Source organism: Plantibacter sp. MPB07 (assembly GCF_046619465.1).
GTDB classification, from domain to species: domain Bacteria; phylum Actinomycetota; class Actinomycetes; order Actinomycetales; family Microbacteriaceae; genus Plantibacter; species Plantibacter auratus.
Window position 1 is genome coordinate 343,823 of sequence record NZ_CP177043.1, and the last position, 12,412, is coordinate 356,234.

Genomic DNA, 12,412 nt, shown 5'->3' on the forward strand with positions numbered 1-12,412 from the left:
CCTGAGCGAGCGCTCAGCCGGCGATCCGGACCTCGGTGATCATCGCGAGCGGCAGGGTGCGTTCGACGTCGGCCGACCGGTCCAGACCGCGCAGGCGACCGCCGGCAATGCTCACCGGTTCGATCGTGAACGTGGATCGGCGCTCGCCGTGCTGCAGCTGCACGGTGACCGGCGTGTGGTCGCGGACGGCGATCTCCAGTTGCTTGGCCAACCATGCGCTGCTCGTGTCGCCGCTGTCGTCGGCGCGGAGCCGCGACACCAGATCCGGTTCCGTCGAGGCGGCCGGAGCGGAGAGGTTGGTGCGCATGACCGGCTGCCGGCGGATCCGGAGCGGTGCGCCGCCGTCGTCCTCCGCGACCACCGGGTAGCGCGCGTCGTGGAGCGCCCAGTAGACCGTCGCCGCCTCGATCCGGCTGGTGAGCCGGTGCTCGTCGCTCGGACGGAGACCGAGCGCCACGAGGCTCTGGTCGACCGAGATCGCCGCGATCAGGCCGGCGTCCTCGGAGCGGATGTAGCTGCTGCGTCCAGGGTCGGCCGAGGCGTCGGCCGACGCGCGGATCGTCCCGACGCGGACGAGGCCGAATCGGGAAGCGGCCTCGGACACGAGGTACCGCAGGGGTTGAGGGACGCCCGTCAGGGAGATCGACTCGAGGTACGCGAGCAGGTCCTCGGCCGTGTCTCCGTCGGCGAGGGCCCGGGTGACGCTCGCGGTCGTGATGCGGTACCTCGACGCCTGAGCGCGCCCCTCCGGCTCCGCGAGGGCCCGGAGTCGCACGTCGAGTTCCGCCGTCGGGGGACCGAGCGCGATGACCGTCAGGTCGTCCTGGAGGACGACCTGCGACACCTCGGCGGGGAGCATGGACGCGAGCGTCGAGGCCGCGTCGGCCGCGTGGTCGTCGACGAGGAGTCGTCCGAATCCGCTGGTCGCGCCGTCGACGGTGATCCCGAGCAGCTCGGCGACCGCGTCGACCGCCCGCGCCGGCGCCACGACGGCATCCTCCGCCAACGGGTACCACCAGCTGAGCTCTTCGACCAGGTCGACGGAACCGCGCCGGTACGCCGTCAGGATGCGATCGCGGATCGTGGCCGGGATCGCGTCGCGCCAGGCTGTCGCGAGACGGAGCCAGCGTTCCGCGGTGGCCGACGCCAGCCAGGCCTCGCCGACCTCGCTCAGGCGGATGGCGGAGCCGATCGCGTCCGTGAGCCCGGCAGCCGACGCCACGGACAGGGCGAGCTCGATCTGGTCGGGCGTGCTCGCCGCCGCGGCTGCGAGCCGTTTGAGGTCCGGCATGGACGGGGCTCCACGGCCGAGCAGGCGTGCGGGCTCGCGGTCGAGTTCATGGAGGCTCTCGCCGACGATGCCGACCGCGCCGGCCGCTCGCTCGCTCGCGAGGGCGTCCGTGTCGGGCGAGGGGCGGGTTGCGTGGGACGTCGGCGCCGCCGCCGGAAGTCGGAGTTCTGCTCGGCCTGGTCTGCCGCTCGCCGTCCACTCCTCGAACACCGCGGCCACCGCGCTCACCGGCCTGATCGGACCGGCTCCGTCGTCCAGCACGAGGATGTCCCGCTCCAGCCGCTCCAGGGCGGCATCCACCTCCGACTGCTCGCGTCCGAGCGCGGTCGCGAGCGAGTGGCGCTCGGTCCCGTCCAGCGCGGCGGCGAGCACTGCGAGGGTGTCCCGGTCGAGCAGTGCCATCCGGCGGGCGACGCTCGCATCGTCCAACAGGGCCTCGGCGAAGTCGAAGAAGTCCGCGATGCGGGCTGAGGAGGCCCTGCGGTCGGGCGTCAGCCGGCGGAGCGCGTCGTCCGGGAGCTCCCGGAGGCGGCGCGCGATCGCGAAGGCCTCGCCCATGGTCGTCAGCGCGGCGACTGACCGCGGGACTCGCGGGACCGTCGTACGGCACCCACGATGATGAGCGTGATCAGCATCAGGAAGGCGATCGGGAGTCCGACGAGCGGCAGGATCGTCACGACCGGCCAGAGGCCGACGGCGAAGTCGCCCTGCTCGAGGCCGGTGGCGGTGCCGACCATCACCGCGACGAATGCGGCGATCGACACGGCGACGATCGTCACGACCATGTAGGCCAGGATCCGTTCGGGCCGCGAGATGCTCGGCGTCTGCTCATCAGTCACGCTCCCAGGATAGAGGCACGCGGCTGCTGCACCGAATAGGCTGGGGGCCGAGGACCGATGGTCCTCTCGATCGCGCTTCCTGCGCGATCACCGCACGGCGCTGCATTTTCTGCGCACGACACACAGCGAGGTTCCCATGCCCACCGGCAAGGTCAAGTTCTACGACGAGGAGAAGGGCTTCGGCTTCATCAGCTCCGATGACGGCCAGGAGGTCTTCCTGCACGCTTCCGCACTGCCTGCGGGCACGGCCGGCGTGAAGCCGGGGACGCGGCTCGAGTTCGGCATCGCCGACGGCAAGCGCGGCGCCCAGGCGCTGTCCGTGCGCGTCCTCGAGGCTCCGCCCAGCCTCGTCAAGCTGAAGCGCAAGCCGGCCGACGACATGGCGATCATCGTCGAGGACCTCGTGAAGCTCCTCGACGGCATCGGCGGCGACCTGCGCCGCGGCAAGTACCCGAACAGCAGTCACAGCACGAAGATCGCTGCCGTGCTGCGCAAGGTCGCGGACGAGCTGGATGCCTGACGCCGATCAGGAGACGCCCGTCGAGGATCGCGACGTCCCGGCCGACACGGACACACGAGCCGAGTCGGACGAGCATCGCTCGGACGACGGCGCCGATCGCGAGTCGACCCCGGCACCCGTGCCGGACGAGACCCTGATCGCCGCCGTTGAGCTCGCGCGCGAAGCGCTGCAGGAGATCACGCCCGCGAGCACGGTCGGTGAGCCGGCCGGGCACGTCGTGGTCGATGATCACGTCGTCTCGCTGCTGTTCGCGAACACGATGGCGGGCTACCCCGGATGGTTCTGGACGGTGACGCTCTCGCGGACCGCCGACGACGCTGCGCCGAACGTGCTCGAGACGGAGCTGATGCCCGGCGACGGCGCGTTGCTGGCTCCGCAGTGGGTGCCGTGGTCGGAACGCCTCGCGGACTACCGCGCCGCGCAGGAGGCAGCGGCTGCGGCTGCGGCTGACGACGCGCTCGACGACGCGGACGACACCGACGAGTTCGACGACGACGATGTCGCGCTGTCCGGGGATCCCCGCGACCGCGACCGCGACGGCATCGAACTCGAGTACGACGAGGACGACGTCGATGCGGCGTCGGACGACTCGGATGACGACGACTCGGACGAGGACGAGGACGTCTCGGATGACGACGACTCGGACGAGGACGAGGACTCCGACGAGGACGACGACCGGTTCGAGGACGAGTAGCACTCGCACACCGCGAGATAGACGAACGGGCGGCCGAACCTCGAGAGGGTTCGACCGCCCGTTCGGCGTTCAGCGGGGGAGACGGATCAGAGCGCCCCGACGACGTGTTCGATGCTCGCGATGAGCTGACGGACGTCTGCGGGGTCGATCGCCGTGAAGGTCGCGACGCGCAGCTGGTTGCGGCCGAGCTTGCGGTAGGGCTCGGTGTCGACGATGCCGTTCGCCCGCAGGGTCTTCGCGACCAGCGCGGCGTCGATGGCGTCGTCGAAGTCGATCGTGACGACGACCTGCGAGCGGTGGTCGGGGTTCGTCACGAACGGCGTCGTGTAGGAGGTGCGCTCGGCCCACTCGTACAGGGCGCCGGAGGACTCGGCCGTCCGTGCCGATGCCCAGGCGAGGCCGCCGTTGCCGTTGATCCACGAGATCTGCTCCTCGAGGAGCACGAGCGTCGACAACGCGGGAGTGTTGAGGGTCTGCTCGAGTCGGGAGTTGTCGACCGCGTTCTTCAGGCTCAGGAACTCCGGGATGTAGCGGCCGCTCGCCGCGATCCGTTCGATGCGCTCGATCGCCGCGGGGGAGCAGAGCGCGAACCACAGGCCGCCGTCGGATGCGAAGTTCTTCTGCGGTGCGAAGTAGTAGACGTCCGCCTGGCTCGCGTCGAAGTCCACACCACCCGCGGCGCTCGTCGCGTCGATCACCGTGAGGGCGCCGGTGTCGCCGGACACGCGTCGCACCGGGGCCATGACGCCGGTCGAGGTCTCGTTGTGCGGCCAGGCGTACACGTCGACGCCCTCGACCACCTCGGGATCGATGCGGGATCCACCCGGCACCTCACGGACGTCCGGAGCGGTGAGCCACGGGGCACCCGCCGCCTTGGCGAACTTGCCGCCGAACTCGCCGAAGACGAGGTGCTGGCTGCGCTGCTCGATGAGGCCGAAGGCGGCCGCGTCCCAGAACGCGGTCGAGCCGCCGTTGCCGACGATGATCTCGTAGCCCTCGGGGGCGCGGAACAAGTCGGCCAGGCCGGCGCGCACGCGGCCGACGAGCTGCTTGACGGGAGCCTGACGGTGGGAGGTGCCGAGGAGGGACAGGCCGGCCTCGGAGAGCGCTGCGATCTGCTCAGGTCGGATCTTGGAGGGGCCGCAGCCGAATCGACCATCGGCGGGCAGAAGGGACGTGGGAATCGTGATCTCCGGCATACGGCGATTCTAGAGGCGGGGGCCTCATGACGTCGTGCCACGGTGCCCGGATGCGTCCACGCGGGGCGGAGTGGCTTGGCGCGGGAACGTCGCCGCCGCGCACTAGGCTTACTGGGAACGTGCAATCGGGCAGGGAGGGCGTCGATGACCGATTTGATTGACACCACAGAGATGTATCTCCGCACCATTCTGGAGCTCGAGGAGGAGAACATCATCCCGCTTCGTGCGCGGATCTCCGAGCGCCTCGGGCACTCCGGACCGACGGTCTCGCAGACGGTCGGTCGGATGGAGCGCGACGGACTCGTCGTCGTGTCGGGCGACCGGCACCTCGAGCTCACCGAACCGGGCCGACGCAAGGCGGTCCACGTCATGCGGAAGCACCGCCTGGCTGAGCGCCTCCTGAGCGACGTCATCGGGCTCGAGTGGGAGTTCGTCCACGAGGAAGCCTGTCGCTGGGAACACGTCATGAGTGAGCAGGTCGAGCGCAAGCTGCTCGACATGCTCAACCACCCCACCGAGTCGCCGTACGGCACCCCGATCCCCGGACTCGACGAGTTCGGCGACAGCCCCGCAGTCGCCTTCTCGCAAGGCGTCATCAACATCGTCGGCCTCGTCGAAGGACGCTCCGAGCCGGTCACGGCGACGGTCCGACGTCTCGGCGAACCGGCGCAGGTCGACCCCGAACTCCTCCTGCAGCTGAAGCAGGCCGGCGTCATGCCGGGTCGCTCGGGAACCTTCGCGGCAGCGGGCGGCTACGTGCTCGTCACCATCGACGGTGTCGAGGGCGGCCTCGAGCTGCCCAACGAGCTCGCGACGCACATCTTCGTGGAGACCCCTGCCGCGTGAGCATGAGACGTGTATGAGGATTCCCTCATGTGCCCGTTTTCCCGTGATCGAAACGTGACTTTCTGAGGGGTAACCCGTAGGCTGTCACTCGTCCTGAAGGCCATGATCTGGCCCCAGGAAGACGACCGAGGCACCCCCTAGCCCGTCCCTCGGCCACACGAACCGACATCAATCGTCGGATGGGGCTGCGCCATGCCGATCGCCACACCGCGATCGTCGTCGCTCATGCGGGGTGCCGGAGGAATCCACTTGACTGCAGCTGGCGAGAGCGGCCCCGAACAGGCCGAGACGACCCCGAACGTCCCCCTCACCCGGAAGCAGCTCCGACTCCAGGAGCAGGCCGCGAAGCAGGCGGAGCCGACCACCCCGTCCCAGTCGGCAACCGACGACGCGCTCGTCGCCGACGTCGCTCCGGACGCACCCGTCGAGCACCCCGAGATCATCCTCGACGATGCCGTGGTCGAGGAGGCCGACGCCGCCGTCACGACCGGCGAGGTCCGTCTCGACGAGCGGCCGCTGACGAAGCCCGCCGCGCCGGAGCCGACGACCCCGCAATCCTTCACCGTGACGTCCGCCACCGAGACCTCGTTCGCGACCGTCGCTCCGCTCCGCACCGGCGCGGACCGCGTCGCCCGCAGCAAGCCCCCGGTCAAGCCGACCGCGTCGACGGTCGCCGTGCGCAAGCCGAAGCCGTCCGGAGCCCGACCCGGATCCGTCCGCGGCGTCGCCACCATGGCCTTCCTCGTGCCGGCACTGGTCGCCACCGTCGCCCTCCCGGCGTATGCGGCGAGCAGCAGCGCGCAGACCACCTACGGGACGTCCGCCTCGGAGCAGTTGAAGACCTCCGGCGCCCAGAGCGTCGTCGCTTCCGACAAGGTGGCCGACGCACCGATCTCTCGCGATCTCTACAGTGCGACGACGCCGGACGAGCTCGCCGAGCGCCAGCGGCAGCTCGACGCCGCTGCAGCTGCCAGCAACGCCACCTACTCGATCACCGTCGGCGCACGCCAGGCCGGCGACGACTACCCCTGGTTCGACCAGGCGACCGACGACGAGGGCGGCGGGCTGTCACCACTGCGCTACTACTACCGTGAGTGCGTGGACTTCGTCGCCTGGCGACTCAACCGCGACGCGGGCACGCCGAGCGGGAACTGGGCCTTCACCTGGGGCAACGGCCTGCCGCCGAGCAGTGCCTACGGCTGGGCGGACTCGTGGCAGTACAACAAGGGGACCAACGCCATCGCCGGCTCCGTCGCCTGGTTCAACTACAACCACGTCGCCTACGTGCAGTCGGTCAACGCCGACGGGACGGTCACCCTGGAGGAATACAATTGGGGGTCCGCGCGTCACAGCTACAACACGCGCACCATCGCCGCCAGTGCCGTGGCGCTCTACCTCTACCCGCCGGGCGTCGGCTGATCCGACCCGCTCGACCTGGATCGCGTCCCTCCGTCGGAGGGGCGCGATTCGTCGTCGATGCGTGTTGACCGTTCGCGACCATGCGGTGTCCTTCGGCCAAAGCCGAGGTGGCGCGGAGGGGAATTCTCCTGCAACGTGCGGAAATCCGGTCGGTGTGGGTTAATCTGGTGCTCTGCAACTCGGAGAGGTTCAGGAGCTGATGCACGCTATACGTCGCCACGTGGTCGCGAATGGTCGCGGCCTCTACGTGCTGCGGCATTCCAGCCAAGCGTGCCGCGGCTCTGCCGTGGGTCAAGAGGGTGCTGTCGTCATGACAGTGCCCTTTTTTGTTCCCCGGAGACGACTCGATCCGGCGCGTCACGGACGCTGCAGGTGGTGATCGTCGACCGGTCGCGGCAGCCGTCGTGGCCCTTCGGAAGGGAACGTGCATGCGCACACTGGTGTTGAACGCGGGCTACGAGCCGCTCGCGATCGTCTCGTTCAAGCGGGCCCTCGTGCTCGTGATGCATCACAAGGCGACCGTCGTCGAGATCGACTCCTCGCATCCCGTGGTGGCGACGAGCGGATCGTTCGATCGGCCGTCGGTCATCCTGCTCACCAGATACGTCCGGATCCCGAACGCCCGCCGGGTGCCCGTGACCCGCCGCGGGGTGCTGCGCCGTGACGGCCACCGCTGCGCCTACTGCGGGAAGGCGGCGACGACGATCGACCACGTGCAGCCGCGCTCGCGCGGGGGTGTGGACAGCTGGGAGAACCTCGTGGCCTGCTGTCTGCGCTGCAACAACGTGAAGGGCGACCGCACGCCGATGGAGATGAACTGGAGCCTCCGGGTCTCACCGGGGACGCCGCACGGCTCGCAGTGGATGGTGCGGGGCGTCGAGCGCTCGGAGCCCGACTGGGAGCAGTACCTGGCGCCCGCCGCCTGAGCGACCGGCTAAACTCGACGGGTCAGCCTCTGTAGCTCAATGGAAGAGCAGTTCCGTCCTAAGGAAAGGGTTGGGGGTTCGAGTCCCTCCAGGGGCACTGTCGGAGGTACGGTCGTGCAGGCGAGCACGGCTTCGCCTGTCGGGTAGGGCTGCGAGCACGCCGTAGGCTCGAAGCATGACGCACGACCTCCACCGCCAACTCGAACGCGACGCCATCACCCTTCGTCAGCTGCGGTCGGCCGTGGTCGTCGCGGATGCTCGGACGCTCGGTGCCGCGGCGAACCTGCTCGGGGTCGCACAGCCGAGTCTCGCGCAGCAGCTGCGGCGGCTCGAGGCCGCGCTCGGGGTCGAGCTGTTCAGCGTCCTGGGGGAGGAGTACCGCCCGACGCGTGAGGGGCAGCGCTTCCTGTTGAAGGTCCGCACCTTCATCGATGTCGTCGCCGACATGGATCCCGCGTCACCGGCTCGGCACATCCGGGTCGGCCGTCCGCCGACGACGTGGGACGCGGTCGTCTCCGAGGCCGGTCGCCGCATCGACGTCCCGGCGGTCGCCGTCGCGATCGAACCGGTCGAGCAGCTGCACCTCGTCACCACCGGTCGTCTCGACGCCACCATCGTGCGTCTGCCGATGGAGCTGCCGGACGAGCTCGCCGCAGAGGAGATCGCTGCGCTGCCGCTCGGCGTCGTCATGCGCGCCGCGCACCCGCTGTCGGCGAAGGACGTCATCGAGTGGTCCGATCTCGCCGACCAGGAGCTGCTCCGTCCCGAGCCCGGCAAGGACCCGGCGTACTCGGCCTGGTTGGCCGGCGCGCTCGCGGCGCGCGGCTGGTACCCGCGCTCGCTGACGATCGACGCGGGGAACGACACCCTGTTCCTCGACGCCCTGCGCTTCGGTGAGCGACTCGTCGCCCTCCGTCCGGTAGCTGCGATGCGGGAGGACGACGGCCTGTGCTGGCGACCGTTCGCCGACGCACCTGAGCTCCGCGAACGGTTCGCCCTGGTCACCCGACGCGAGTGAGTCCGCTCGGTCGCGGTCGGTGATGACACCCTCGATGCGCCCTTTTGCGACCCGACCGGGATCTTCTCGCGATCAAGTCGGTCGACTTGTTCCGAATTTCTGCCGCGTTCGACACCGTCTTCTCAGCTCGGAGTGGGTACGCTTATCCCTGAATCGGGGGATGACAGAAGCAGGAAACGCACATGCCCGAACGACGACCACAGCAGCAACGAGGTCATGAACGACGCCAGACCGTCGTCGAAGGTGCCGCCCGCATGTTCGACCGGGTCGGCTACGGACAGGCGAGCCTGTCGGACATCGCCCGCGAGGCGGGGACGACGCAGGGCTCGCTCTACTTCTACTTCCCCTCGAAAGAGGAACTGGCGATCGCCGTCATCAACGAGCAGAGCACGCGCTCGATCGCTGCGTTGACCGCGCCGACCACCGCGCCCTCGCCGTTCGGTGGGCTGGTCCAGGCCTCCCGCCTCATCACCGAGCAGCTGCTCACCGACCCCATCACCCGCGCCGGCCTGCGGCTGTCCCTCGAGCAGGGCGTCATCCAGGCTCCGACGACCGCGTTCCACGAGCAGTGGATCGCGAGCGTCGAGGAGCGGGTGCAGGCCTCGATCGAGCTCGGTGAGCTGCAGTCTCCGCTCGAGCCGGCGGAACTGGCGAGGTCCTTCGTCGCGTTCTTCACCGGGACGCAGCTCATCTCGAACCTGCTGGCCGGCCGGACCGACCTCCTCAACGCGGTCGACACCATGTGGCGGATCCTCATCGCGGCGGTCATCGTCGCGGACCGCCAGGCCGAGGTGCTCGCCGTCCTCGACGCAGCCTTCGACGCGCAGGACGCCTGAGCGGTCGGGTGCACGTTAGGGGGTAGCCCTGACGCATGCGCCGTGAGGTCACCCTAAACTGAATCGGGTGATTAACTCACTTTGCTGATCGTCGTGCGACGACGGATGGATCACGGTGTGCGGGGGCATTCCGCGTTCCATCGGCGAAGAGTTGGTTCACGTGCCGGGCTGGGCGATGTCGTGGGGGGATCGCCCAGCCGACGGCGTGTGGACGCCTCAGCGGCCGATGGCTGGCGGTGCGTACCGGTGCTCTGGACGCCCGGTGGTCCCGTACCGCAGCTGCGTCGTCAAGAGACCTCGAGCGGCCAGCGCGGAGAGATACCGTTGCGCCGTCGCGCGTGAGACGCCGACCAGCTCGGCCACCTCGGCGGCCGAGCGCTCTCCGTCCGCCTCCGATACCGCTTCGAGGACTGCTGTCTCCGTCGCGGACCTCGACCGGGTCGTCGCCCCGGCGTCGCCGGAGTGCAGGATGCGCAGGGCGCGCTCGATCCTCTCCTGGTCGGCGTTCACCGCCTCGTCGAGGACGTTGCGGAAGCGGGCGTAGGCGGCGAGCCGGTCCTGGAGCACCTGGGGCGCGAACGGCTTCACCAGATACCCGAGGGCTCCCGCACGAAGCGCTCGGCGCACGGACGCACCGTCCGACGCTGCGGAGACGACGATGGTGTCGATCGGGAGGTCCACGAGGAGCTCGAGCCCGTTCCGATCGGGAAGGTAGCCGTCGAGGAGCACGAGGTCGGGTGGATCGGCGGCGATGGTCCGTGCGGCCTCGGCAGCAGACCCGACAGGACTGAGCGCACGGAACCCGTCGACCTCGTCGACGATCCGGCAGTGTAGGCGGGCGACGTGGAAGTCGTCGTCGACGACCAGCACGGTGAGATCGGCCGCCATCATCCGTCTCCCGCCATGGACGGCGCCGGTACGACCGTCCCGGGGAGCCGCGCGCAGAAGACCGCTCCGTGTTCGCCGCGGACGCCGGGAGACGCCAACCAGACGTCCCCGCCTCGACGACGGGCGATGTCTCGTGAGAGGGGCAGACCGAACCCGTGGCCGTGGACGTCGTCCAGATCGCCGTGGTCGCTGGTCGGGGAGGCGGGTGGAGCGTCGTCCTGGCCGGTCGCCACGACGCCGTCGCCCGAGTCCATCACGGAGCAGTGCAGCTCGGTGCCGTGGTCGAGGACCTCGACCTCCACCCAGGCCGGTCGGACCCGGCCCGCGACGGCCGCGTTCACCGCATTGTCGAGAAGGTTGCCGAGGACGGTGGTCACGTCCTCAGGATCGCACAGGGAGCCGGTGACGAGGGTCTCGGAGCCGATGGTCACGAGCACCCCGCGTTCCGCAGCTTCGACGCCCTTCGCGCCGAGGAAGGCCTGGAGGTAGGGCTCGGTGAGTCGGTCCGCGTGTTGCACCGGGTACTTCAGCGGTCCATGGTCGAGCACGTTGGCGAGATAGTCGCGGGCCTCGGCGTCCTGCCCGGTCTCGAGGAGTCCGGAGATCGCGTGCAACCGGTTCGCGAACTCGTGCCGCTGCGCGCGGAGGGCGGTCGTCATCGTCGCGACCGCGTCGAGCCGCCGGGTGAGCGCCTCGACGTCGGTACGGTCGCGGACGACGACCACCCGCCCGAGGTCGACGCCGTCCCGGGACACGGGCCGGACGTCGACGAACAGGACGCGGGACCCGACGACGAGCTGGGCCGAGGTCGGCGATGCGGCGTCGTCCACGACGAGGTCCACCAGTGGATCGGGCAGGTCGAGGTCGTCGAACCGGCGCCCGACGACCGACCCGATGTCGAGGAGCCTGGCCGCCTGATCGGTGCACACCGTCACGACGCCGTCCGGCGAGACACCGAGGACGCCTTCGCCGACCCCGCCGAGGACGGCAGCCTGGTTCTGCACGAGCGCGGCGAGTTCCTCCGGTCCGAGGCCGAGGGTCAGCCGCCGCAGCCGACGCCGGATGAGCATCGAAGCGACCAGGCCGATCGTCAGCGCGAGGAGCGCTGCGCCCGCGACCAGCATGGTCTCGCCCACGACGTCGGCGAACACGCGCTGCGGGGCGAACCCGACGCTGATCTCGCCGACGACCTCGCCGGCGCCGGACGAGACCACGGCCCCACCGGTGTCGGAGGACTCGGCGGCGAAGACGGGCACCTTGGCGCGCGCGGACGGGCCGAGGGTGCCGGTCTCCCACGAGACCGACTCCGTACCGGCCAAGGCCGCTTCCGCGCTGGTGCTCACCCGGAGCCCGAGCTGGTCGGGGTCGGGGTGCGCCAGACGGATCCCGCGCTCGTCGGTGATGACCACGAAGAGCGCCCCGGTCCGTGCGCCGACCTCACGGCCGAACTCCTGCAGGGGGCCGGCCCGGAGGCCGGCCGCCGTCGGCGTCCCCGGGGTACGTGCCTCGAGCGTCACGGCGGTGCGGACGTCGGGATCGCTCGCGACACTCTGGGCGATCGCGAGGGCGGTGGACTGGGCCTCCTGCACGAGGCGCTCGCTGCTCATCCAGGCGAACACGCCCGTGCACACGGCGACGACCGCGATGACGACGACCAGCTGCAGCACGAGCACCTGCGCCGCGAAGCTGGAGCGCCCGCCCCGTCGTCGACCTGGCCGCTCCGCTTCGTCGCCGATCATGGCTCCGATCGTACGTCGCCGGGGCGATGGGCGGCGTCGACCGCGTGATGAGCAGAATGCGCAGAAGGCCGTGTAACCCGCAGATCCGAGCCGAATGCCCACAAGCGAGACAGCTCCGTGCCGCTCCCGTACGGTTCCGGGAACGCCCGCCGCGCTCGGTCCATCGCCCGTGTCGCCGCGCGGCGTCCCGTCGTGCA

The 12,412-nt window shown here is 70.1% G+C and carries 12 protein-coding genes and 1 tRNA gene; 8 read left to right on the forward strand and 5 right to left on the reverse strand.

What is annotated here, in order from left to right:
- Nucleotides 1-13: 13 nt before the first annotated feature.
- Both ACLIME_RS01640 and ACLIME_RS01645 read right to left on the reverse strand, forming a co-directional pair.
- Nucleotides 14-1,849 (reverse strand): helicase-associated domain-containing protein, encoded by a 1,836-nt coding sequence (locus ACLIME_RS01640; protein ID WP_411558055.1) that lies wholly within the window; start codon nt 1,847-1,849, stop codon nt 14-16.
- Between the two features lie 5 nt (nt 1,850-1,854).
- On the reverse strand, nt 1,855-2,130 hold the full coding sequence (locus ACLIME_RS01645; protein ID WP_411558056.1) for a multidrug ABC transporter ATPase: 276 nt from the start codon (nt 2,128-2,130) through the stop codon (nt 1,855-1,857).
- A 136-nt stretch (nt 2,131-2,266) separates the two neighbouring features.
- On the opposite strand from ACLIME_RS01645, the gene ACLIME_RS01650 reads away from it, so the two are divergent.
- Together ACLIME_RS01650 and ACLIME_RS01655 are read left to right on the forward strand one after the other, a co-directional pair.
- Nucleotides 2,267-2,650, forward strand: coding sequence for a cold-shock protein (locus tag ACLIME_RS01650; RefSeq protein WP_079705376.1), 384 nt, complete (start codon nt 2,267-2,269; stop codon nt 2,648-2,650).
- Nucleotides 2,643-3,344, forward strand: coding sequence for a DUF3027 domain-containing protein (locus tag ACLIME_RS01655; protein ID WP_411558057.1), 702 nt, complete (start codon nt 2,643-2,645; stop codon nt 3,342-3,344). The genes ACLIME_RS01650 and ACLIME_RS01655 overlap by 8 nt, the downstream gene beginning before the upstream one ends.
- Nucleotides 3,345-3,430: 86 nt before the next feature.
- On the opposite strand, the gene serC is transcribed toward ACLIME_RS01655, so the two are convergent.
- Nucleotides 3,431-4,543, reverse strand: coding sequence for a phosphoserine transaminase (gene serC / locus ACLIME_RS01660; protein WP_124768898.1), 1,113 nt, complete (start codon nt 4,541-4,543; stop codon nt 3,431-3,433).
- Between the two features lie 144 nt (nt 4,544-4,687).
- On the opposite strand from serC, the gene ACLIME_RS01665 reads away from it, so the two are divergent.
- The 6 genes from ACLIME_RS01665 to ACLIME_RS01690 all read left to right on the forward strand — a co-directional run bounded on the left by ACLIME_RS01665 (nt 4,688) and on the right by ACLIME_RS01690 (nt 9,588).
- Nucleotides 4,688-5,389 (forward strand): metal-dependent transcriptional regulator, encoded by a 702-nt coding sequence (locus ACLIME_RS01665; RefSeq protein WP_079705381.1) that lies wholly within the window; start codon nt 4,688-4,690, stop codon nt 5,387-5,389.
- Between the two features lie 249 nt (nt 5,390-5,638).
- Entirely contained in the window at nt 5,639-6,808 is a 1,170-nt protein-coding gene (locus ACLIME_RS01670; protein ID WP_167374525.1) for a CHAP domain-containing protein, read from the forward strand.
- Nucleotides 6,809-7,236: 428 nt separating this feature from the next.
- The gene (locus ACLIME_RS01675) at nt 7,237-7,734 is read left to right on the forward strand and encodes an HNH endonuclease (RefSeq protein WP_079001921.1); all 498 of its coding nucleotides are present in this window, start codon (nt 7,237-7,239) and stop codon (nt 7,732-7,734) included.
- 25 nt (nt 7,735-7,759) lie between these two features.
- Nucleotides 7,760-7,831 (forward strand) — tRNA-Arg (locus tag ACLIME_RS01680).
- Between the two features lie 78 nt (nt 7,832-7,909).
- Nucleotides 7,910-8,752, forward strand: coding sequence for a LysR family transcriptional regulator (locus ACLIME_RS01685; RefSeq protein ID WP_079705383.1), 843 nt, complete (start codon nt 7,910-7,912; stop codon nt 8,750-8,752).
- A gap of 182 nt (nt 8,753-8,934) precedes the next feature.
- Nucleotides 8,935-9,588, forward strand: a complete 654-nt coding sequence (locus ACLIME_RS01690; protein WP_079705384.1) for a ScbR family autoregulator-binding transcription factor — start codon at nt 8,935-8,937, stop codon at nt 9,586-9,588.
- 216 nt (nt 9,589-9,804) lie between these two features.
- On the opposite strand, the gene ACLIME_RS01695 is transcribed toward ACLIME_RS01690, so the two are convergent.
- Nucleotides 9,805-10,476: a response regulator gene (locus ACLIME_RS01695; RefSeq protein ID WP_411558058.1), complete on the reverse strand. Its 672-nt coding sequence runs from the start codon at nt 10,474-10,476 to the stop codon at nt 9,805-9,807.
- Nucleotides 10,476-12,215 carry an ATP-binding protein gene (locus ACLIME_RS01700; protein WP_411558059.1) on the reverse strand — a complete coding sequence of 580 codons (1,740 nt, stop codon included), beginning with the start codon at nt 12,213-12,215 and terminating at the stop codon, nt 10,476-10,478. The genes ACLIME_RS01695 and ACLIME_RS01700 overlap by 1 nt, the downstream gene beginning before the upstream one ends.
- Nucleotides 12,216-12,412: the final 197 nt, after the last annotated feature.